The 20,603-nt window shown below is 70.2% G+C and carries 24 protein-coding genes and 1 tRNA gene; 6 read left to right on the top strand and 19 right to left on the bottom strand.

All coding sequences use genetic code 11. The annotated features are described in order from the left end of the window. Window positions 1-185 precede the first annotated feature (185 nt). The 9 genes from ACHFFZ_RS17025 to ACHFFZ_RS16985 all read right to left on the bottom strand — a co-directional run bounded on the left by ACHFFZ_RS17025 (window position 186) and on the right by ACHFFZ_RS16985 (window position 6,385). Window positions 186-716 carry an SseB family protein gene (locus ACHFFZ_RS17025; RefSeq protein WP_394277780.1) on the bottom strand — a complete coding sequence of 177 codons (531 nt, stop codon included), beginning with the start codon at window positions 714-716 and terminating at the stop codon, window positions 186-188. Beyond that, a complete protein-coding gene (locus ACHFFZ_RS17020; protein ID WP_394277779.1) occupies window positions 713-1,225 on the bottom strand; it encodes a hypothetical protein in 513 nt (170 codons plus the stop codon). The genes ACHFFZ_RS17025 and ACHFFZ_RS17020 overlap by 4 nt, the downstream gene beginning before the upstream one ends. A gap of 5 nt (window positions 1,226-1,230) precedes the next feature. After that, the gene (locus ACHFFZ_RS17015; protein WP_394277778.1) at window positions 1,231-1,716 is read right to left on the bottom strand and encodes a PH domain-containing protein; all 486 of its coding nucleotides are present in this window, start codon (window positions 1,714-1,716) and stop codon (window positions 1,231-1,233) included. Then, window positions 1,713-2,573, bottom strand: coding sequence for an ATP phosphoribosyltransferase (gene hisG / locus ACHFFZ_RS17010; protein ID WP_394277777.1), 861 nt, complete (start codon window positions 2,571-2,573; stop codon window positions 1,713-1,715). The genes ACHFFZ_RS17015 and hisG overlap by 4 nt, the downstream gene beginning before the upstream one ends. Before the next feature lie 46 nt (window positions 2,574-2,619). Continuing rightward, window positions 2,620-2,886 carry a phosphoribosyl-ATP diphosphatase gene (locus ACHFFZ_RS17005; protein ID WP_394277776.1) on the bottom strand — a complete coding sequence of 89 codons (267 nt, stop codon included), beginning with the start codon at window positions 2,884-2,886 and terminating at the stop codon, window positions 2,620-2,622. A gap of 61 nt (window positions 2,887-2,947) precedes the next feature. Then, entirely contained in the window at window positions 2,948-4,195 is a 1,248-nt protein-coding gene (gene mshC, locus ACHFFZ_RS17000) for a cysteine--1-D-myo-inosityl 2-amino-2-deoxy-alpha-D-glucopyranoside ligase (RefSeq protein ID WP_394277775.1), read from the bottom strand. A gap of 87 nt (window positions 4,196-4,282) precedes the next feature. Continuing rightward, window positions 4,283-5,011, bottom strand: coding sequence for an SCO1664 family protein (locus tag ACHFFZ_RS16995; protein WP_394277774.1), 729 nt, complete (start codon window positions 5,009-5,011; stop codon window positions 4,283-4,285). Next, the gene (locus tag ACHFFZ_RS16990) at window positions 5,011-5,619 is read right to left on the bottom strand and encodes a DUF3090 domain-containing protein (RefSeq protein WP_394277773.1); all 609 of its coding nucleotides are present in this window, start codon (window positions 5,617-5,619) and stop codon (window positions 5,011-5,013) included. Before ACHFFZ_RS16990 ends, ACHFFZ_RS16995 begins: the two co-directional genes overlap by 1 nt. A gap of 52 nt (window positions 5,620-5,671) precedes the next feature. Further along, entirely contained in the window at window positions 5,672-6,385 is a 714-nt protein-coding gene (locus ACHFFZ_RS16985) for an MSMEG_4193 family putative phosphomutase (protein WP_394277772.1), read from the bottom strand. A 60-nt stretch (window positions 6,386-6,445) separates the two neighbouring features. Between ACHFFZ_RS16985 and ACHFFZ_RS16980 the strand changes: the two genes are divergently transcribed. Next, complete coding sequence (locus ACHFFZ_RS16980; protein ID WP_394277771.1) at window positions 6,446-7,420, top strand: aldo/keto reductase; 975 nt, start codon at window positions 6,446-6,448, stop codon at window positions 7,418-7,420. Window positions 7,421-7,453: 33 nt separating this feature from the next. Here ACHFFZ_RS16980 and ACHFFZ_RS16975 read toward each other — a convergent pair whose 3' ends face one another. Further along, complete coding sequence (locus tag ACHFFZ_RS16975; protein WP_394277770.1) at window positions 7,454-7,708, bottom strand: DUF5703 family protein; 255 nt, start codon at window positions 7,706-7,708, stop codon at window positions 7,454-7,456. 176 nt (window positions 7,709-7,884) lie between these two features. On the opposite strand from ACHFFZ_RS16975, the gene ACHFFZ_RS16970 reads away from it, so the two are divergent. Beyond that, window positions 7,885-7,969 (top strand) — tRNA-Leu (locus ACHFFZ_RS16970). A 125-nt stretch (window positions 7,970-8,094) separates the two neighbouring features. Beyond that, window positions 8,095-9,060 carry an ADP-ribosylglycohydrolase family protein gene (locus ACHFFZ_RS16965; RefSeq protein ID WP_394277769.1) on the top strand — a complete coding sequence of 322 codons (966 nt, stop codon included), beginning with the start codon at window positions 8,095-8,097 and terminating at the stop codon, window positions 9,058-9,060. Window positions 9,061-9,084: 24 nt separating this feature from the next. Here ACHFFZ_RS16965 and ACHFFZ_RS16960 read toward each other — a convergent pair whose 3' ends face one another. Beyond that, window positions 9,085-9,870 (bottom strand): hypothetical protein, encoded by a 786-nt coding sequence (locus ACHFFZ_RS16960; RefSeq protein ID WP_394277768.1) that lies wholly within the window; start codon window positions 9,868-9,870, stop codon window positions 9,085-9,087. Window positions 9,871-10,063: 193 nt separating this feature from the next. Here ACHFFZ_RS16960 and ACHFFZ_RS16955 point away from each other — a divergent pair, with 193 nt between their 5' ends. Then, on the top strand, window positions 10,064-12,358 hold the full coding sequence (locus ACHFFZ_RS16955; protein WP_394277767.1) for an N-acetylmuramoyl-L-alanine amidase: 2,295 nt from the start codon (window positions 10,064-10,066) through the stop codon (window positions 12,356-12,358). A 23-nt stretch (window positions 12,359-12,381) separates the two neighbouring features. On the opposite strand, the gene ACHFFZ_RS16950 is transcribed toward ACHFFZ_RS16955, so the two are convergent. The 8 genes from ACHFFZ_RS16950 to rplS form a co-directional block, all read right to left on the bottom strand. After that, entirely contained in the window at window positions 12,382-13,023 is a 642-nt protein-coding gene (locus ACHFFZ_RS16950) for a hypothetical protein (RefSeq protein WP_394277766.1), read from the bottom strand. Between the two features lie 35 nt (window positions 13,024-13,058). Next, the gene (locus tag ACHFFZ_RS16945; RefSeq protein ID WP_394277765.1) at window positions 13,059-14,225 is read right to left on the bottom strand and encodes a DNA-processing protein DprA; all 1,167 of its coding nucleotides are present in this window, start codon (window positions 14,223-14,225) and stop codon (window positions 13,059-13,061) included. After that, the gene (locus ACHFFZ_RS16940) at window positions 14,222-15,754 is read right to left on the bottom strand and encodes a YifB family Mg chelatase-like AAA ATPase (RefSeq protein WP_394277764.1); all 1,533 of its coding nucleotides are present in this window, start codon (window positions 15,752-15,754) and stop codon (window positions 14,222-14,224) included. Before ACHFFZ_RS16940 ends, ACHFFZ_RS16945 begins: the two co-directional genes overlap by 4 nt. Further along, on the bottom strand, window positions 15,751-16,161 hold the full coding sequence (locus ACHFFZ_RS16935) for a YraN family protein (protein ID WP_394277763.1): 411 nt from the start codon (window positions 16,159-16,161) through the stop codon (window positions 15,751-15,753). The genes ACHFFZ_RS16940 and ACHFFZ_RS16935 overlap by 4 nt, the downstream gene beginning before the upstream one ends. Before the next feature lie 136 nt (window positions 16,162-16,297). Beyond that, the gene (locus ACHFFZ_RS16930) at window positions 16,298-16,612 is read right to left on the bottom strand and encodes a DUF2469 domain-containing protein (RefSeq protein WP_394277762.1); all 315 of its coding nucleotides are present in this window, start codon (window positions 16,610-16,612) and stop codon (window positions 16,298-16,300) included. Then, window positions 16,609-17,244, bottom strand: a complete 636-nt coding sequence (locus ACHFFZ_RS16925; protein WP_394277761.1) for a ribonuclease HII — start codon at window positions 17,242-17,244, stop codon at window positions 16,609-16,611. The genes ACHFFZ_RS16930 and ACHFFZ_RS16925 overlap by 4 nt, the downstream gene beginning before the upstream one ends. Before the next feature lie 6 nt (window positions 17,245-17,250). Then, window positions 17,251-18,099, bottom strand: a complete 849-nt coding sequence (gene lepB / locus ACHFFZ_RS16920; RefSeq protein ID WP_394277760.1) for a signal peptidase I — start codon at window positions 18,097-18,099, stop codon at window positions 17,251-17,253. A 195-nt stretch (window positions 18,100-18,294) separates the two neighbouring features. Continuing rightward, on the bottom strand, window positions 18,295-18,642 hold the full coding sequence (rplS, locus tag ACHFFZ_RS16915) for a 50S ribosomal protein L19 (RefSeq protein ID WP_394277759.1): 348 nt from the start codon (window positions 18,640-18,642) through the stop codon (window positions 18,295-18,297). A gap of 259 nt (window positions 18,643-18,901) precedes the next feature. Here rplS and ACHFFZ_RS16910 point away from each other — a divergent pair, with 259 nt between their 5' ends. Continuing rightward, complete coding sequence (locus ACHFFZ_RS16910) at window positions 18,902-19,393, top strand: RNA polymerase sigma factor (protein ID WP_394277758.1); 492 nt, start codon at window positions 18,902-18,904, stop codon at window positions 19,391-19,393. A gap of 127 nt (window positions 19,394-19,520) precedes the next feature. Continuing rightward, window positions 19,521-20,558 (top strand): hypothetical protein, encoded by a 1,038-nt coding sequence (locus tag ACHFFZ_RS16905; protein ID WP_394277757.1) that lies wholly within the window; start codon window positions 19,521-19,523, stop codon window positions 20,556-20,558. The last annotated feature ends 45 nt before the right edge of the window (window positions 20,559-20,603 follow it).

Raw genomic sequence — 20,603 nt, 5'->3', positions numbered from 1 at the left:
CACCATCCGGTACTTCTACCGACCTGACGACCGGAAGCCGTTCAGGTGGGAGGTCAGGCCCCCACTTTGCACGATCTGCGCGCAAGGCGCGATCAATCCCCACCATGATAGCGAACCTGTGGGCCCAGACGAAATCCACGGGCTCAGACGAAATCCACGGGCTCAGGTTGCCATCCGCACGGGGATCACGCCTGGCGGCCATCCTCCTGCAGGAACATCCAGCCGAACTGGCCGGGCTCCACCTCCACCAGGCGTCGGCCCTGGGAGAGCTCCGCGACCAGCTCCGGGGTGATCTCGAAGGGCACCGGACCAGTGGCGTCCACCAGCAGGTGGCTGGCGCCGGCCTCGGTGACGGTGGCGGCGAGGTCGTCCAGGGTGCACGGCACTGGACGTGCCTGCGGCTTCCAGGACTGGAGCGAGTCGATGCCGGTGAAGGCCAGCAGTGCCCGCTCCCCCGTGGCGCTGGTCACGGTGACGGCAGCCATCTCGGCGTGGCGATCAGGACGAGGGCCGTCCATGTGGTCCTCGCCACTGGCGACGATGGGCATCAGCAGCCGCGAGGTGCACAGGGCGACGATGGCCCGCAGGTAACCCGTCTGGTCCGTGGCAGCGGCGATGGCCTCGCGGACCTGGGGGTCGGCCTCCCCGTGGTCGCCGGCGAAGGCCGCGCTGGGCTGGGCCAGCCGCTGGCCGTGGGCCACATCAGGCCGGCTCACTCGATGCCCCTGCTCTTGAGGATCGCCTCGATCTCGGCGTCCTCGTCGCTGGTCTGCTGCACGGGCTGGCCCGTGCGCGGAGCCGGACGGACCGCGGCGGGCTGCGCCACGGGATCGGCCGTTGCCCCTGCGCCCTTGGCCCCCACGCCTGCCGGCTGGACGCCCTTGCGGGCCTGGCGCGCCGTGCGCGCCTGGTCACGGTCTCGCAACGTCATCAGGGTCCCGACCAGCCAGAAGAGCAGGCCGGTGCCAGCGATGCCCAGGCCGACCAGGGAGCTGGTGCCGAGCGGGGTGGAGCGCTGGAACCACTCGACCAGGGAACGGACCCCGTGGCCGGCCAGCTGCATGATGCCGGCCAGGTGGAGACCGACCAGGACCAGGATCGCGCCGATCCCGCGCAGCAGCACGCGCGCGCCCTGCCCCATGGACCACCGCAGGAAGGTCCACAGCAGGACGAGAAGGCAGCAGATGATGGTGGCGACGAGCACCAGGACAGGCATGGAAGGCATGGTTCTCACTCTTGCACAGCCGGACGGTGCCGGCCGATCGACGCGACGAGCTCCTCCAGCCTGGCCTGGGCACCACGGCCCTCGGCGCGCTGGATGGCCAGCACCATCAGTTCGCGGCCCTCGGGGTGCTCGGGGGTCGGATTGAGCACCAGGTAGGCCCACGGGTCGTGCTCGCCGAAGCGAATACCCCGCAGCTGCGACCAGTCCACGGTGCGGGTGAAGAAGACATTGCGCACCCGGATGCCCTCGCGTGAGACCTGCAGGTTGCTCAGTCCCAGCCCGGTCATCATGGCGACCCCGATACCGAGGAAGACCAGCAGCGTGACCGTCTGGGGCCAGGTGAACAGGGCGCGCAGCTCGTCTCCCAGCGCGAACCACAGCGCCGCGGCGAAGGCACACAGGATCGCGGACATCGCCACGCCCATCATCAGGGCCGGACGGGAGTGGAACTTGTCGACCTCGCCGCCCCGCTGGGTCTGGTCGCCGCTCACAGCCGACAGGCCGCGATGTCGGTGAGCAGGATGGCCCGGGCCCCTGCCGTCCACAGGTCATCCATCATCCGCTGGGCGTCCTTGCGGGGAACCATGGCCCGCACGGCGAACCAGTTCGCCTTGGCGAGGCTCGAGACCGTGGGGCCCTCCAGGCCCGGGGTGATCTCCGTGGCCGTGTCGAGGTTGTCCGCGGAGACGTCGTAGTCAAGCATCACGTAGTTGCGGGCCACCAGCACACCGGACAGTCGACGCTTGAGCAGGTCCAGGGCCGCCTCGGGAACCTCTCCCCGGCGCTGCACCAGGATGGCCTCGGAGTGGCAGATCGGGTCACCGAAGAGCTCCAGGCCCGCCTTGCGCAGCGTGGTTCCGGTCTCCACCACATCGGCGATGGCATCAGCCACCCCCAGACGGATCGCGGACTCGACGGCCCCGTCCAGCTTGATCATCCGGGCACTGATGCCCTTCCGGCCCAGGTAGGCCTCGAGCAGACCGGGATAGGAGGTCGCGATCCGCCGCCCCTCCAGCTCCTCCAGCTTCATCACCGAACCGCCCGGCGCGGCGAAACGGAAACGGGAACGGCCGAATCCCAGCGCCATCACCTCGTCGGCATCGGCACCCGAGTCGAGCAGCATGTCACGCCCCGTCACCCCGACGTCGAGGGTGCCCTCGCCCACGTAGACGGCGATGTCGCGCGGACGCAGGTAGTAGAACTCGACGTGGTTATCGTCGTCCACGAGAACCAGTTCCTTCGAGTCGGTGCGCTGGCGATAACCCGCCTCGCGCAGCATGTGGGCCGCGGACTCGGACAGCGAGCCCTTGTTGGGCACCGCGATGCGCAGCAGCTGGTCCTCGCTCATGCTCTTCTCCTTGGGGTGTGATGTGCGTGGGATGTGCGACCTCGGATCACAGGTGGCGGTAGACGTCCTCGAGCTCCAGCCCGAGCGCGATCATCATGACCTGCACGTGGTACATGAGCTGGCTCATCTCCTCGGCCGCCTCCTCGCGGGACTGGAACTCGGAGGCCATCCACACCTCGGCCGCCTCCTCGACGATCTTCTTGCCGATCTCGTGGACGCCGGCATCAAGCCGCTCGACGGTGCCCGACCCCTCCGGGCGTGTGCGTGCGGTCTCGGTCAGCTGGGCGAAGAGGTCCTCGAATGACTTGCTCACACGCACCAGCCTAACGGGCACCCGGCGGAGCGCAGGGCGCTGCGGCCGCCATGGACAGTGATCAGAGCAGGATGCCCAGTGTGCAGTCGAGCAGCTCGCGCACGGCCGCGCGGTCGTCGTCGGTGGCGTTCGTCGCGCCGGCTGCACCGAGCCAGGCGTCCACGGCGGCGACGGCGGCCGGGGCGTCCAGGTCGGTGCGCAATGCGGTGCGCACCCGGGTCGCCAGCTCGACGACATCGCCCAGGGCGCCCGCCTCGACTGCCTCGCGCCAGCGCGCCAGTCGCTGCTCGGCACGCTCGATGTCACCGGCCGTCCACTCCCAGTCGCTGCGGTAGTGGTGGTCCAGCAGGGCCAGGCGGATCGCCATCGGGTCGCGTCCCTGCTGGCGCAGTCGGCTGACCAGCTCGAGATTGCCCTTGGACTTGCTCATCTTCTCGCCGTCGAGGGCGACCATGCCGGAGTGGACATAGGCACTGGCGAAGGGCTCGCCGGTCGCCGAGGTCCCCTCCACCGCACACATCTCGTGGTGCGGGAAGGCCAGGTCTGAGCCGCCGCCCTGCACGTCGAAGTGGGCCCCCAGGTGCTCCAGCGCGATCGCCGTGCACTCGATGTGCCAGCCGGGACGGCCACGGCCCAGCGAGGACTCCCAGGACGGCTCCCCCTCCCGTGCCATGCGCCAGACCAGGCAATCCAGCGGGTGTCGCTTGCCGGGACGCTCGGGATCGCCACCCATCTGGGAGAATCGGCTCACCATCTGGTCCGCTGGCAGGCCCGCGACCGTCCCGAAGGCCTCACCCTCGGAGCAGGCGAAGTACCAGTCCGGGTGCTCGGGATCATGCACCTGGTAGACCAGACCGGTCGGACGCAGCCGCTCGAGCAGCGCCACGACCTCGGGGATGGACTCCACGGCGCCGACATAGTGGTCGGGCGGCAGGACGCGCAGGGCCTCCATGTCGGTGCGGAAGAGCTGCGTCTGGTCCAGCGCGAGCTCGGTCCAGTCCTGGCCGGTCTGGGCGGCCCGCTCCAGGAGCGGGTCGTCGACATCGGTCACGTTCTGGGCGTAGACGACCTCCAGCCCCAGGTCGCGCCAGGTGCGGTTGAGCAGGTCGAAGGCCACGTAGGTGTTGGCATGTCCCAGGTGGGTGGCGTCATAGGGCGTGATGCCGCACACGTAGAAGCGCGCGGTGCCCTGCTCGGGCCCGACCTCGACCAGCTGTGAGCGTGATGTGTCGTGCACCCTGACCCGGGCGGGCGCCTGGGGCGTCTCGACGACGGACTGCGGAATCCTGGGTGCCTGCCATGCCTTCATGGACACCACGCTATCGGCTGCGTCCAAGCCGCGCCCGCCGACGAGCCCGGCACGGACACGTCCGCACCCCTGTGGCAGCACGGGTGCTCAGTGGACCGGCCACGGGATCGGGTAGCGGTCATTCGGCAGTTCGGGCCAGCTGCCCCGCTCCAGCAGTGCCTCGCTGCGCTGCACCACGGCCTCCACCTCGACGGGGCGCAGCCAGTCGGCCAGCGCCTGCTCGGCGGCGACCGCCACGTCCGACAGCACGGCAAACTCCTCGGCGGTGAAGCCGTCGCCGGACCAGCCCCACAGCACGGTGCGCAGCTTGTCGAGAGGGTGGAAGGTGAGGCCATGGTCCACGCCCAGGACACGCCCATCGGCGCCCCCGGGCACCAGGAGGTGGCCGATCTTGCGGTCGGCATTGTTGGCGACCAGGTCGAACAGCGCCAGCCGGCGAAGCCCAGGGTGGTCGGCGTGGGCCAGCGCGAGCTCGCGGTCCTGGTCGTCCAGGCCCACCACGAGGGCAAACCAGTCCTCCTCGACCTCGCCGAGCAGGCAGAACTCCACCACTTCCTGCTCGGGCGCCTCGACCCACTCCTGCACCGAACCCGGCCCCAGGGGGGCGTCCTCGACCCACCAGGTGCGCGGCACCACGTCGAGGCCCAGCGCGCTGCTCAGGGCATGGGCGGCGACCTCGCGACGGCCCAGCGTGTGGTCGGGAAAGTCCCGCAGGGGCGCCTCCCCTGCGGTGGGCTTGTAGACCACGCGCTGGCCGTCCAGCTCAGCCAGGAAGGTGGCATTGGAGGCCTGGACCAGGCGGCCGACGAGCTCCATCAGGCGAACAGGGGGCGCCGGTAGCCATTGGCCCGTGGGCAGATGTGGCCGCTGGCGTCGACCGGCTGGGCGCACAGCGGGCAGGCCGGGCGTCCCGCGTGCACCAGGCCGCGGGCCCGGGCGGTGAAGTCGCGCGCCTGGTCCAGGGTGATCGCCACCGACAGGCTCTCGGCCGCGGCCAGCACCTCATCGAGACCGTCGAAGGACTCCATGCCGCCCGGCAGGTCGTCGACGGGCAGGTCCGGGCCGGACTCGTCCTGTTCCACGCTGAACAGCTCCACCTGGATGGCCTGCAGGCGCTCGTCCCAGGCCAGGGTCATTGTGCCCACCCGGAAGTCCTCGCTCAGGGGCGCGTCCAGCGGCTCCAGGTCGAGGGCGACGCGTCGGGCGGGAGGCACCACCAGGGAACCCTTCACCAGCGAAGTGAGTTCGTCGAGGATCCGCTCCAGGTGGTCGGCGAGCACCTCCACCTGCTGCTTCTCGCAGACCACCGCCACCAGCTGGGCGTCCTTTCGGGCCTGGACGAAGAAGGTGCGCTGGCCGGGTTCGCCCACGGTTCCCGCCACGAAACGATCGGGGAACTCGAAACGATGCTGGATTCGCGACATGCCTCCAGCCTATGTGTTCCCCCGATGGCGCCGGGGCCGCTGCGTCCGGGGCTCAGCCTTGGCTGCCCAGGCCTCCGCCCAGCTGTGGATCCTGCCCGCCCAGGCGGGAGGTCAGCGCGCCGGCGGTGGTGTTCATCGCCAGCACCATCGGCGGGACCTGGTCCCCGCGGGCGGGCCAGCGCACGATGCTCACCGAGGCCGGGTCCACGACGATCCGCTGGAAGTCGTCCAGCGACTGTCCCAGGGCATGGGAGAGGACTGCCTTGATCGGGTCGCCGTGGCTGACCAGCATCCACACCCCCTCGCCCGCCTCGGAAGAAGCCTTGGCGGTGACCTCTTCGGCGACGCGGGCATTGGTGACGGTGACGGCATCGACCATGCGCCGCGCCATCTGCTGCATCGACTCGCCATCGGGGAAGGTGACCCTCGAGGGTGTCTGCTGGACCTGCTGCCACAGCGGCTCATTCACCAGCTCTGACAGCTCACGGCCGCTCCACTGCCCGTAGTCGCACTCGGTGACCTGATCGTCGACCAGCCGCGGGACATCCAGCGCCGCGCTGTCCAGCGCCAGGTCGAGGGTCTCCTGGCAGCGCTCCATCGGCGAGGAGACGGCCAGGTCAAGCCGGCAGCCGCGCAGCCGCTCCCCCGCGGCCATCGCCTGGGAGCGCCCGGTGTCGTCGAGGTGGATGCCGAGGGTGCGTCCGGCCAGCGTGCCGGCGGCGTTGGAGGTGCTGCGGCCGTGGCGAAGGAGCAGGACGATGGGCATGACACTGAGGATACGGGCGCACCAGACACTCATGGGTCTGCTTTCGCTAGGGTCGGGGCCATGCAGACACGTCGCGTGGGCCACAGTGGACTGGTCGTCTCCCGTCTGGGGCTGGGGACCATGACCTGGGGTGGCGACACCTCCGCCGCGGATGCCCGGGAGATGCTGCGCACCTTCGTCGATGCCGGAGGCACCCTGGTGGACACCGCGCCGGCCTACGGCCACGGCGTGGCGGAGAAGATCCTGGGCAAGCTCACCCACACCGACCTGCGCCGCGAGGACCTGGTGATCGCCACCAAGGGCGGCTTCGGGATCCGCAACGGCCGCCGGCTGATCGACACCTCCCGGCGAGCCCTGCTGGACGACCTGGCAGCCTCGCTGCGCCGGCTGCACACCGACCACGTCGACCTGTGGCAGGTGCACGCCTGGGGTGATGCGCCGCTGGAGGAGACGCTTGCGGCGCTCGACCATGCGGTGAGCCAAGGCATGGCCCGCTATGCGGGGATCAGCAACTACATCGGCTGGCAGACCGCCCGAGCCGCCACCTGGCAGCAGGCCGTGCCCACCCGAACCCCGCTGGTCAGCGGGCAGGTGGAGTACTCGCTGCTGGCACGCCGCGCCGAGCTGGAGGTGTTGCCTGCGCTGCGCGCCCACGGCATGGGGCTCTTTCCCTGGTCACCGCTGGGCCGGGGCGTCCTGAGCGGCAAGTACCGCACCAGCACCCCGCAGGGATCGCGCGGCGCCAGCGAGCACTTCGGCTGGTTCGTGGAGCCCTACCTGGAGAGCAAGTCGCGCGCCATCACCGACGCGGTCTGCCGAGCCGCCGATGGACTCGACATGACCCCCGCGCAGGTGGCGCTGCTGTGGGTCCGCGATGCGCCCGTGGTCACCGCTCCCCTGCTCGGCGCCCGGACCCCGGAACAGCTCTCCGAGCTGGTCGGCCTGGACCAGGCGAGCCTGCCGGCCCCGATCGTCAAGGCCCTGGACGACGTGACCGGCGGCACGAACCAGCTGCGCGAGGCGGTGGCCGACTGACGGCCACCCCGTGGCGCAGGTTGCGTCGCCTGCTCAGGCAGCCCCGAGGGTGGAGCGCACCTTGATCACCTTGCGTCGCAGCCAGGCACGCGTCGAGCCGTCCCGGTAGCGACGCAGCCGGTGCAGCTCCCAGTGGCCGTACTCCGCCTCCTCGGTGAGCAGCTTGCGGACCTGGTGGCGATTGACGGTGTGCGGCAGGCTCACCTGCTGCACCTCGAAGTCTCGGCCGTCAATGGTCTCGGTGGCCACGCTGCGGGCAGGCACGTAGCCGATCGGTGTGCTGGCCATCCTGACTCCCCTCCTGGCTGCCCCCGGCCGTCTGCCGGGCTCTTCCACACCATCCTGCCACCGGCGCGCAAGGCGCCTGCGGCGCTCGGCGGGGGCGGCGTCGCGGCGTCCGAAGTGCGCGGTGACGAAATGCCTGCTAGTGTTCCTTCGCGTTGCCGGTGACGGTGACGACACCTGTCCGGGTGGCGGAATGGTAGACGCGCTAGCTTGAGGTGCTAGTGCCCGTTATAGGGCGTGGAGGTTCAAGTCCTCTTCCGGACACAGTCGCAGATGGCCCTGATCGAGATCGCTTCGATCGGGGCCATCTGTCGTCCACGCAACAGCCCTTCCCGCCGTGGTCCTCGCGTGGCTGCAAGACTGGTGGCCCGCCGCCGGAAGGATCCGCCATGGACACCCCCACCCCGCCCAGCGAACCACGGGAGCTGCACCGCCAGACACTGCTTGGTATCGCTTGCGCCGACGCACTGGGCGCCGCCACCGAGTTCAGGTCGGCCGCGGAGGTCGCCCAGCAGTGGACACCCGCCGACTTCGACGACTTCCAGCCCGGCAGCCCCTTCGGCTTCGCGCCCGGCGAGGCCACTGACGACAGCCAGATGGTGGTGGCCCACCTGTTGCGGCCCGACGATCCCGGCGCCGGCTACCGGCAGTGGCTGGCCACTGGCCCCGCCGATGTCGGGAACCTGACCCGCCAGGCGCTGGACTCCTCGGCCTTCGAGGCGTGGGAGGCCTCCGGACGTGACTCGGCCGGCAATGGCGGCCTGATGCGCGTGGCGGCCTGCTTCCTCACCGGGGCGCGGGGCGAGGACCTGCTGGCCCGGGCGGTGGCCGACACCACGACCACCCACGTGGACCCGCGCTGCGTCCTGGCGAGCCTGGTGCTGGTGTCCACGATGGACCGGCTCGCCGAGGGTGAGGACTACCCGGTAGCCGTGACCGCCGCACTCGAGGCGGTCCGTCGGGCCGACGTCGCAGCCCTGGTCGAGGCGACCGGCACGGTCCCCGCGCCGCTGGTTGACGGCTACCGCACCCCGGGCCCGGCCTTCGCCGCCATCGGCCAGGCCACGATGGCCGGGATGGCCGGTGCACCCGGACCGCAGAGCGGCTATGTGGTGCACACCCTGCAACAGGCCCTGCGATTCGGTGCCGCCGAGTCCTGGCAGGAGGGCATCGTCCCCGTCGTGATGGCCGGCGACGACTCCGACACCACCGCCGCCGTCACCGCGGCCTTGCTGGGGGCCAAGGGACTGAGGCCCCCCGAGTCGCTGGCGCAGCGAGTGCGGCTGGGAGCCAGCTGGCCGGGCTGGGAGCGCGAATGGCTGCTGCACGAACACCTGGACAGCCTGCTGGGCTGAGATCCGGTCCGGGGTGGGATGGTCTCAGCCGCCGTGAACCAGCCCGTCCAGGCGGTTCAGCGCGGGGGCCGGGTCCTTGCCGGACAGCACGGCCGCGGCAAGGTCGAGCACGCACACCAGCCCGGCCGCTGCCCGCCAGCCTGGCTGTTCCTGTGGATCGTCGAAGCCATCCAACCCGTGGCCGGCGGCCAACAGCTGCCACTGCCCTGGGGTGAGCTGGCGCTCCAGCACCACCAGGTCCTGCACCGCGGCCCCGCGATGGCAGCGCGAGAGGTCACCGGGGCGGGCGTCGACCACTTGCCCCACCACTTCGATTCGCTCTTCGTCGAGGCCCCCCAGGCAGACCACCTGGGGAAGGCGCGCCAGCTCGTCCTGCCAGGCGGTGACCCTCGCCGTCAGGCCCCCGAGCGAGCCGATGGCCTGGGCCACCAGCCCCAGCAGGGGCGCGTCGAGCAGGGACCACAGCGGGTCGGGGCCCAGACCTTCGGCCGGCACCCGGTGGGCGGCCGCGATCCACCGCCCCAGTCGGCGCCACAGCTCGGGATGGTCCAGGTCGCTGGAGTGGACCGTTCGCCACAGCCCCTCCCCCAGCGCTTCGAGCACCATCCATCCCGGGCCATGGCCCAGCATCTCCTGTTGGGAGATGCCGGCAGTCGCGAGCAGCCGGCGGGCCGCCACCTCGGAGTCGAGCAGGTCGCCCTGCCAGCGCCAGACGACCACGTCGTCACCCTCGAGCTCGCCGGCGACGACCAGCAGGCCGTCGCCCTCTCGCCGTACATCGGCCCAGACCACGTCCTCGATGATTGACACGAGACCTCCTGCTTCCGTCATGGGGCGCGGTGGAACCCCCAGCCAAGCCTCATCCTGCACTTGACCGGTCCACGGTGCCGAATTTTGCGTCTTGACGCCCGCAGGGTTGACTGTCTGATCGTGCAAGGAACCGGGCCGGGGGCCGTCGGGGGATCCTGGCGCACCGATCGATTCCCCTAGCCGGAGGTCCCCCGTGCATCCCAACAGGTCCCCACACCCCAGCAAGCCGCACCACCGTCGGTCCCTGGCCGTCGGCCTGGCCACAGCGGCCCTGGTCGGCAGCTTCCTTGGCGCCCCCACGGCCCAAGGCGCACCCGCCGCCCCGCAGGCCCCTGTCGCCCCGCAAGCCCCTGTCGACCCCGAGGAGCCCACCGCTGACCTGGTGGCCATGCGCCCCGCATCCACAACGGTCGAGGTCGACGGCACCCCGATGAAGGTGCTCGCCACCCTTCCCGTCACCGAGCGTCCCCTGTCAATGGCCGCCCTGACCTGGAGCTCCGCCACCGGAGAATCACTCTTCCAGGTGCGTGTACGCACCGCGGAGGGCTGGCAGCCATGGCAGTCGACCGAGGTCGAGCCCGGCGCACAGGAGGCGGGGGCCATCAAGGGAAACGATCCGATCTTCCTCGGCGAGGGCACGGCCGTGGAAGCCAGGCTGCTGGCCAGCTCCTCGTCCACTGCCACCGTGAAGGACCCCAAGGTCTCGGTGATCGACTCCGGCACGGCCCAGGGCGATGCCGAGATCGTCAGCTCCGCCGCCCAGCAGCGCGTCAGGGCGCAGGCCAGCACCAGCTCGGCCGCCCAGCCGGCCATCGTCAGCCGCGCCGCATGGGGCGCCGACGAGTCCTGGCTGAAGATCAACGGCTCCAGCTGCGTGCCCGCCAACCTCGACACGACCATCAAGGCCGCGGTCGTGCACCACACCGCGGGCACCAACTACTACAGCCAGGCCGAGGCCGCCTCGGTGGTGCGTGGCATCTACGCCTACCACGTGAAGTCACTGGGCTGGTGCGATGTCGGCTACAACTTCCTCGTGGACCGCTTCGGCACCATCTACGAGGGGCGTCACGGCGGGATCGAGAATCCCGTGCACGGGGCACACGCGACCTATTGGAACACCGACACCGTCGGCGTGAGCGTGATGATGAATTCCTCGACGGCCCGCCAGTCCGACGCGGCCATGGCCTCGATGGCCGACGTGATCGCCTGGAAGCTCGCCGGCAACTACCGCGACCCGTTGTCCAAGCTCACCTTGGCCGGCAAGTACATCGACCGGATCACCCGCCATGGCGACGTGATGGCCACCTCCTGCCCCGGCACCAACATCACCGCCTACATGCCGACGCTGCGCCAGCAGGTGGCCACCAGGATGGGCAACTGGCAGACCCCGATCCAGCGGCGCTGGACCGCCCTGGGCGGCGACTCGGGCATGCTGGGTTCTCCCCGCGTGCTCGAGCGGGACTTCAATGGCGGGCGGACCACCTCCTTCGCCGAGGGCGGCATCTACCAGACCAGTGCTGGACGCACCTTCTGGATGGGCAAGGACATCGACTGGTACTACCGCAGCAACAACGCCTTCACCCAGCTCGGCTGGCCGGTGGCCGACGAGACGGCCGGTGCCGCGGCAGGTGACCGCTTGGTGCGCTTCGAGCGCGGCACCATCTCGCTGGTGGGCGGCCGGATCGTCGTCCAGACCGCTGGTGCCCAGATGGGCACCCCGGTCAAGGGCTCCGGCCGGCAGGGTGACCTGGACGGCGACGGCCGCGCCGACCTGCTGTCGGTGGCCGCCGACGGAACCATCACCTGGTGGCCGACCGGGGCGGGGATGCGTTCGGGTGCGGCCGTGAAGGGTTCGCGCCTGACCGGCGGTCCCTTCACCTGGGTCTCGCAGATGCCCGATGTTGACGGAGACGGTCACACCGAGCTCGTGGCCCGCCGTGGTGACGGGACCTTGTGGGCCTGGAACGGGCGTGGCGCCGGCCAGTTCGACTTGCCCCGCCGGATCGGTCGCGGTTGGTCGGCGATGAGGGAGATCAACGTCGTGCCGGACATGACCGGCGACGGTCTTCCCGAAATCGTCGGCATCTCGGGCCAACAAGGTCTGCACCGCTATAGCCTGGGCCGCGACCTGAGCCTCGTGTCCACCGAGCAGATCGGGAGGAACTGGGGAGGGGTGATCCGGCTGGCCAGCGTCGGTGACTTCCGCAACAAGGGAGTTGTTGACCTGCTCGCCGTCACCAAGGACGGGGCCCTGCTCAACTATTTCGGCACCACCTCCGGCGGTATCCACGGCTACCGTCAGGTGGGCCGCGGCTGGTCGGGCTACACCCGGGTGCGCTCGATCGGCGACCTCGACGGCGATGGCCGCTGGGACCTGACCGGCTCCCGTGCCACCGGCCCCCTGCGCGCCTACCGAAACCAGACGGGCTCGTGGGCACGAGACGTCCCCATGCTCGACGAGGTCTCCGGTCTGGGCCAGCTTGCCTGAGGCTGATCCACCCAGCAGGATCCTCAGGATCCGGCCCTGACGGCCCCCTGCCGACGCACCGGGACTGGCATGTCCAGCCCGGTGCGTCGCAGTTCCAGGGCCGCAAGCCGGTGCACGACCTCACGGTCGCCAGCGCGCCAAGCCCCCACCGGGTCGTCGGTGATGCGCGCCAGTTCGTGCATGGGCAGGTTGGCCATGGCCCGCAGGGCGAAGAGCTCCAGGTCGGCGTCCGCGTCAACGAAGCGGCGGGCTGCGGTGGCCTGGCGGATGAAGCGCAACCGTCGCGGCAGCCACCAGGCCACCAAGGTCAGCACCGGCACCAGGAAGGTGACCACCGTGGTGCCCGTGGCCAGCTGGTGCACCAGTTCCACCTGCTGCTGTGACTGGGCAGTGATCTGGCCGAGCCCGTCGGCGAGGCGACCGAAGGGTTCGGCGAGCTGGTCCCCCACCACGGCCATCCCGTCCAACCGGTCTCGTGCCACACCCATCTCGTCGGACATCTGCCGGGCAGCGTCCCCGGTCCGCTGGGCCGGCACCGCAAGACGGTCCACCAGGGCTCCGAGCCAGTGCGAGACCTGCCACCACCCCACCGCCCAGGCCAGGACGAACAGGTCGGAGGTGACTTGGCGCATCATGCGCCAGCCAGGTCGGGAGTAGAGCTGCACGGGACCTCCTGCGGTCGGGGCGGGGCGCGGCTGCCTCAACGCAGTGGCCGGGGGGCACTGATGCTCCACTCCCCCGCCGCATCGCAGGCCACGAGACCCATCTGTTCCAGTCGAGCCAAGCCTGCCAGAGCCCGCCGCAGGGAGACCCCCGCCTCGCGGGCCACCACCGCCGCACCGATCCCTCCCCTGCCGGGCAGTGCCTCTCGCAGTGCCACCAGGTCGGGATCCACCTGGTCGAGCAGCCGCGGCCCCCCACCGATCGGCAGCACCGGTGCCGTCGACAGTGGCTCCACCAGGGCCCGGACCTCCTGCGATGTGCAGACCAGTGCCGCGCGATGGTCACGGATCAGCCGGTGTGGGGTGGTGCTCATCGAGGAATGCACGGGCCCCGGCACGGCCATCAGGACCCGGGAGCACTCGCTGGCCCAGGTGGCGGTGTTGTTCGCCCCCGAGCGGGCTGCTCCCTCCACGACGACTGTCCCCGTCGACAGGGCGGCGACCAGCCGGTTGCGGCTGAGGAAGCCCACCCTGGTCGGGTGCATTCCACACGGCACCTCGCTGACCAGGAGGTGGTCCCTGGCGAGCATCTCGAACAGGGCATGGTTCCCCCGCGGATAGGGCAGGTCGAGCCCACTGGCCAGCACCGCGACGGTGGGGCCACCCGCCCCCGCCGCGCCGCGGTGCGCGGCACGGTCGATCCCATAGGCCCCTCCGGAGATGACCGTCCACGGCTGCGGGCCACTGGCAAGGTCTGCCGAGAGCTCGGCGGCGACCTGCTCACCGTAGGCGGTGCTGGCGCGCGAACCCACGACGGCCACCGACCGTTGGCAACAGGACCCCAGCCGGCCCGGGCCCCGGACCCACAGGCCCACGGGGGAACCACCGAGTCCCGCCACCTGCACCTGGTCGAGCACGCCCACCTGCCCGGGCCACTCGTCGTCTCCGGGGGTCAGGAAGCTGACCCCGTGCCGCTCGGCCGTGTCCAACAGCGCCTGGACATCCAGTTCGCGCGCGCGACGCGGCCAGCGCCCGTCGCTGGTCGAGTGGAGCAGGGTCCTCCAGACCTCCTCGGCCCCCACCTCGGCCACCCGGGGGGCCAGGCCTGGGCTGCCTGCCTCACAGACAGCCGTGAGGCAGGCACGGGCGATCCGTTCGGCGTCCCATCGCGGTGCTGCTGCGGTCTCGGGATTCGTCGTGCTCATGCTGCCTGTGTCCTTCCCCCACGCAGGGCCAGTGCCACTGCGATGTCGTCGGTCCCGACCGCGTCATGCCCTTCCAGGTCTGCAAGTGTCCAGGCGACACGGACCACCTTGTCTGCTCCCCGGGCGCTGAGCTGTCCACTCACCAGTGCCCTGTCCACCAGGTCGAGCCCATGCCGCGGCGCCAGGTGGGTGCGCAACCAGGCACCGGGCACCTCGCCATTGGTGCGCCACGGGGTTCCCTTGAGCCTGCGGGCCTGGCGCTCCCGTGCCTCGGCGACCCGTTCGGCGATCACGGCCGTCGTCTCCCCGCGCGCCTCGGCACTGCGCAGGTAGGCCTTGCGGACCGGGACCAGGGTCTGTTGGACGTCGATGCGGTCGAGCACCGGTCCGCTCAGGCGATCGGCATAGCGGCGCACGGCCATCGGTGCGCACCGACAGATGGCTCCCGCCAGGCCATGGTTTCCGCAGGGGCACGGATTGGAGGCCAGTACCAGCTGGAAGCGGGCCGGGAAACGCGCCTGGACCTGTGCCCGCCCGATCGTCACGTGCCCCGATTCCAGGGGTGTGCGCAAGGCATCGAGGATGTTGGCCCCGAACTCGGGGGCCTCGTCGAGGAAGAGCACGCCGCGATGGGCCAGCGAGATCGACCCCGGCCGAGGCACCCGGGTACCGGAGCCGATCATCGAGGCGAGGCTTGACGTGCGGTGCGGTGCCGCGAGCGGCGGAATGCGCACCAGTCCAGAGTTCAACTGCCGACCGGCAAGGGAATGGATCGCCGAGACCTCCAGCGACTCCTCATCGCTCAGAGGGGGCAGCAGCCCGGGCAGCCGCTCTGCCAGCATCGTCTTGCCCACCCCCGGCGGACCGGTGAGGTGGAGGTGGTGCCGCCCGGCTGCCGCCACCTCCACGGCATGGCGCGCCTCCTCCTGGCCCACCACATCGACCATGTCCGGTACGCCCGCTGGGTTGGCCTGGGAGTCTGGCTCCGGCGCCTCGCAGGCACGGTGCAGCACCGGACGGCCGTCGAGCACCTCCAGCAGCTCGGGCAGGCTCTCCACGCCCCAGACGGTCATGCCCTCCACCAGGCGCGCCTCCCCCAGCTGGCTGACCGGGACGATCGCCCGCGAGAAGCCAGCCGCACGTGCCGCGAGCAGCCCCGGCAGAATGCCGCGCACCGGACGCACGCGTGCGTCGAGCCCCAGCTCGCCCATCATCACCGTGTGTGCTGCCAGGCCCCTCGGGGCAGTTCCGGCCGCTGCCAGCACCGCCGCGACGATCGCGAGGTCATAGTGCGATCCGGCCTTGGGCAGGCTCGCAGGTGTGAGGTTGATCGTGACCTGCTGCGACGGCCACGACAGCTTCGTGCTGCCCACCGCCGCGTGGCAGCGGTCCCGGGCCTCGTAGAGCGCCGTGTCTGGCAGCCCCACCAGGACCGTTCGTGGCAGACCACCGCCGATGGCGGCCTCCACCTCCACCATGGTTCCTTCCATGCCCATCAGAGCCACCGACCAGGCCGATGCGGCGCTCATCGGGTGATCCCCCGCACATGGCTGATGCGATGGCTCCCGTCGGGCTGCCTCAGCACCCCCACGGCGTCGATGCGGATGCCGTGCATCCCGGGCAGGCCCCCGCCGGCACGGTTCTCCCGGATCCACAGGTGTGCCAGGTCGACGAGCTTGGTCACCTTGGCGCGGGTGATGGCCTCCAGCGGGTCGCCGTAGCCGGTCCCGGAGCGGTACTTGACCTCGACGAAGACCAGCGCCTGCCTGCCGCCACCCAGCGGCTCCCTGGCGATGATGTCGATCTCACCCGAGGGGCAGCGCCAGTTGCGCTGCACCACCTGCCAACCCAGCCGACGCAGGTGTGCGTCGGCCAGGTCCTCACCCAGGCGTCCGGCCAGCTGGCCGGGACTGCTCGTGGGTCTGCGTCCATCCATGCGGACCACCTCCGTAGAGGAGTGTGGAGGTGGTCCTCACCAAAAAGTCAGCCATCCACAGCGGACGTGAGTCACGACAACTGTGGACCAGATCGCCCACGTCCGATCAGGGAGTTGGGGGCCCACACGGCGCAGATCATTCGTGGTCGTCCGGGACCTGCAGGTCGGAGTGCGCGATCTCCTCGATGGAGACGTCGCGGAAGGTCAGCACCTTCGCCGACTTCACGAAGCGCGCCGGGCGGTACATGTCCCACACCCAGGCATCCCCCATGCTCACCTCGTAGTAGACATCGCCGCCCTCGGTGCGCACCTTCAGGTCGACTGCATTGCACAGGTAGAAGCGTCGCTCCGTCTCCACCGCATAGGTGAAGATCCCGACCACGTCCTTGTACTCGCGGTACAGGTCGAGTTCCAGCTTGCTCTCGTACTGCTCAAGGTCTTCGGCGCTCATGGTGCGACCACCATAGCGCGCGCCACATTGGCATAGCTCAACCTGTGGATCGGACTGGGCCCCAGCCCTTCCAGCGCCTCCTGGTGTGCCCGGGTGCTGTAGCCCTTGTGCACCTCGAAGCCGTAACCGGGGTACTGCCGGGCGTAGTCGGCCATGATCCGGTCGCGGGTCACCTTGGCCACCACCGAGGCCGCCGCGACGCAGGCCGCCACCCGGTCGCCCTTCCACACCGCGAGGCCAGGAAGACCGAGGCCGTCCACCGGGAAACCGTCGGTGAGCACATAGCCGGGCGTCACGTCCAGCCGGAGCAGCGCCCGACGCAGGCCCTGGATGTCGGCCTCATGCATGCCCAGGGCATCGCACTCGTCATGCTCGACCCGCACCCACGCGACCGAGACCGCCTTGGCCAAGACCTCGTCGTGGACGCGTTCCCGGGCGCGCCCGGTCAGCAGCTTTGAATCGGCCAGGCCGTTGATGCGTCGGGACGGGGTGTCAGCCAGCACGACCGCGGCCGCCACGAGTGGTCCGGCGCAGGCGCCGCGCCCCGCTTCGTCCGCGCCGGCCACCGGCGCCAGCCCCGCCCGCGCCAGCGCGCGTTCATAGCCGAGGATTCCCCTTCCCGGCCGGATCATGGGCACTCAGCCCCCATAGCCGTCGGCCAACACCTTGCCCTCGGCCGGGGCAGGCTCGCTCGGTGCGGGAACCGGCGCAAAGGTGTCAGGGGTTCCGAAGCCGCCGATCCGGTCCAGCGGAGCAGCGATCGCCACGGCCGGACCCACGACCTTGTCCAATGGGACGAAGGCATTGGCACCCTTGGGATCGCCGTCCCCCAGGTGGATGCGGGAGTCGCCCGAGGCATTGCGGTGGTCGCCCATCACGAAGACGTGGTCGGCCGGGACGATGACGTCGAAGTCCCAGTCAGAGGGCTTGACCTGGGAACCATTGCCGTCCACGAAGAGATAGGAGCTCTCGTCCAGCGCCTGGCCGTTGACCGTGATCCGCCCCTGGTCGTCACAGCACTTCACGTGGTCGCCCGGCATCCCCATGACGCGCTTGACCAGGTGGTTGGTGCCGGTGGCGGGCAGGACCCCGATCTTCTCGCCGACCTTGCCCAGGGACGAGCGTTCCGCCGGCCGGTCGAGGATCCACCCGGCCGGGTCCTCGAAGACCACGACATCGCCGCGATCGAAGTTGGTGATCTTGGACACGATCACCCGGTCATTGACCTGCAGGGTGTTCTCCATGGACCCCGAGGGGATGATGAACATCTGGCCGATGAAGGCGCGAAGGATCGCGGAGATGACCAGGGCCCCGACCACCACGACCACGAGCTCGACCAGTCCACCAAGGACCTTGCGTCCCGGGCTCGACGGCTGGCCTCCAGCTGCGCGGGCCCCGGAATCCGCCTGGTCGGTGGACTGGCGATCGCCAGTCTCCGAGGAAGCATCAGGAGCCTGGTGGACGGCGCGGCGGGGCTGGTCAGTCACGGGTGATGGTCCTTCGTGGAGCGAGCGGACGCCCAGCGCGTCCGGCCCCGCCAGTCTAGGTGCAGCCACCTGCCCAGTCGGCACACCCGGGCGGAGTCCTTCGGATGCGCCCCCGCCGACGCTGGGCCTTTGGAAATGCACGAGGGCCCGTCACATCGTGACGGGCCCTCGTGGGACGAGCGGTGAGCGCGAGGCTCAGGAACGCTTCTCCTTGATCTTGGCGGCCTTGCCGTGCAGGCCACGCAGGTAGTACAGCTTGGCGCGACGCACGTCACCGCGACGGTCGACCTCGATCTTGTCGATGATCGGGGAATGCAGCGGGAAGGTGCGCTCGACGCCGACGCCGAAGCTGACCTTGCGAACGGTGAAGGCCTCCTGGATGCCGCCGGCATTGCGGGCGATCACCACACCGGTGAAGAGCTGGACTCGCGAGCGGCTGCCCTCCACGACCTTCACGTGCACCTTGACCGTGTCACCCGCACGGAAGTCGGGAATGTCGTCGCGCAGGGAGGCCTTGTCGATCTCCTGGATCAGCTGGTTCATAGTTCTCTTCCTCGCCGGTGCCACAGGTCACCTGCTGGTCATTGGTCACGTAGGGCTCCGCGCCCCCGGACGATCCCCCTGAGGCAGGAGCCGACTGGCGTAGAGCAACAGCGAGTCATTCTTCCACATCCAACCGGCCTGCGAGAAATCGACCACGACCACCAGCGCGTGGCCCCCGCTGGCCCTAGTGTGGGCGAGCGGCCCCACAGGGTCGCAATCGCAAGGAGACGCGGCACAGCGGAGCAGTCGAGGGGGCACTGTGGACGAGGAGGCATTCGACGCCTTCTATGCGGCAAGCTTCTCCCGCGTCGTGGCCGCCACCTATGCCATGTGCGGCAACATGAGCGAGGCCCAGGACTGCGCCCAGGAGGCCTTCGTACGTGCCTGGGACCGTCGCAAGCAGCTCGACATGGACCAGTCCCCCGAAGCCTGGGTGCGTACCGTGGCGCACCGCCTGGCGATCAGTCGCTGGCGCAAGGCGCGCCGGGCCTGGCGCCAGCCCGACCGGGCCCTGGAGGACCGTGCAGTCGCGGAGCCCGACCCCAACCGGGTGGCCTTGCAGAGGGCCCTGGCTCGGTTGCCCGAGGAGCAGAGGCGGGTGATCGTGCTCCACCACCTGTGCGACATGAGCGTGGCCGACATTGCCGCGGAGCTCGGCGCACCCACGGGCACGGTCAAGGCGCGCCTGTCGCGCGGACGAGCGGCACTTGCGAAGCACCTGGGTGACCCGAAGGGGGATTCTCAGCAGTGAGTTGCCAGAATTGTCGGGCAAGCATGCAACCACCCAGCCGGTTCGTGCGTAGCAGCCATGACGGGACCCCTGACCGCCCACCTGGGGCGGCGTCCCTGGAGCACGGCACACGGGCAGGAGGTGCGAGATGAGCGAGCACGACGAGCTCGACCCGCGCACCGACGCACTCTTCAAGGACCTGCGCGAGCACACCGAGCACCTGCTCGACGCCCCGCCCCCCACCCACATCCGCCAGATGGGCGATCAGCGACGTACCCGTCGCCGCACCGCGATGGCCGTGAGCACCATGGCCGTGACCGCGGTGGTCGGTGTCTCGGTGATGGGACTGGACATTCTGCGCGACGGCCGTGAGGCCCAGACGGCCGCAAGCCCGGCACCACGCCCGGTGAGCTCCCAGCCGGCCCCCAGGGTCACGCCGACCCTTGAGCAGTCACCGACCGCCGCGCCCCCGACGCCAAGTGCCACCACGCCGATACCGACATCGACTCCGACGCCCGTGCCGCCATCGCCGGGAGCCACCAGCTCCTCGACCGCCCCTGGCACCGAAGGCCCACCCCAGGCTTCCCCGGCTGTTACGGCCAGTTCGTCCCCCGCTACCACCCAGGCGCCTGTCAGCTGGGAGAACGTCGCAGACGATTCGACCATCGGCACCGGCCTGACGGCCTATGCCAGCGAGAGCGGCATCGAGGCCTGGGGAAGCTCCACCTCGTGGTGCACCGGCGACTTCGCCTCCCTCGGCTTCTCGTCGATGAAGGTGCGCAACTTCAACGGCAGTGACTACACCGCGACGGCCGTGGTCCTGGACTTCCCGACAGCCGACCAGGCCTCGGCCGGTCGCGGGGCCATGCGTGCCTGGTTCTCCAGTTGCCCGGACAGGCTCGGCCAGCTGGGATATCGCGATGTCTCGTTGACCAAGGCCATCGAGATTCCCGGCACGTCCTCCCGGACACCGACGCAGATCAGCTACCGAACGCTCAGCGGCATCGACCTGAGCAACATGGCCGCCTACGAGCAGGACCTCATCATCCAGGCCGGCCGCCGCATCCAGTGGGTCAGCTACAAGGCGACGGGTGCACCGGCGGAGGGGACGCCACCCACCAGGTCCCCAGACCAGATGCCCGGGACGAGCCAGGCGCAGGTGCTGCTGGACCAGCTCGACGACTGACTGCCCATAGACATGACGAAGGGGCCGGCCGGGATTGCTCCCGGC

It is taken from the genome of Luteococcus sp. (genome assembly GCF_043424415.1).
In the GTDB taxonomy this organism is placed as follows: Bacteria; Actinomycetota; Actinomycetes; order Propionibacteriales; family Propionibacteriaceae; genus Luteococcus.
This window is presented reverse-complemented; position numbering and strand designations above follow the sequence as displayed.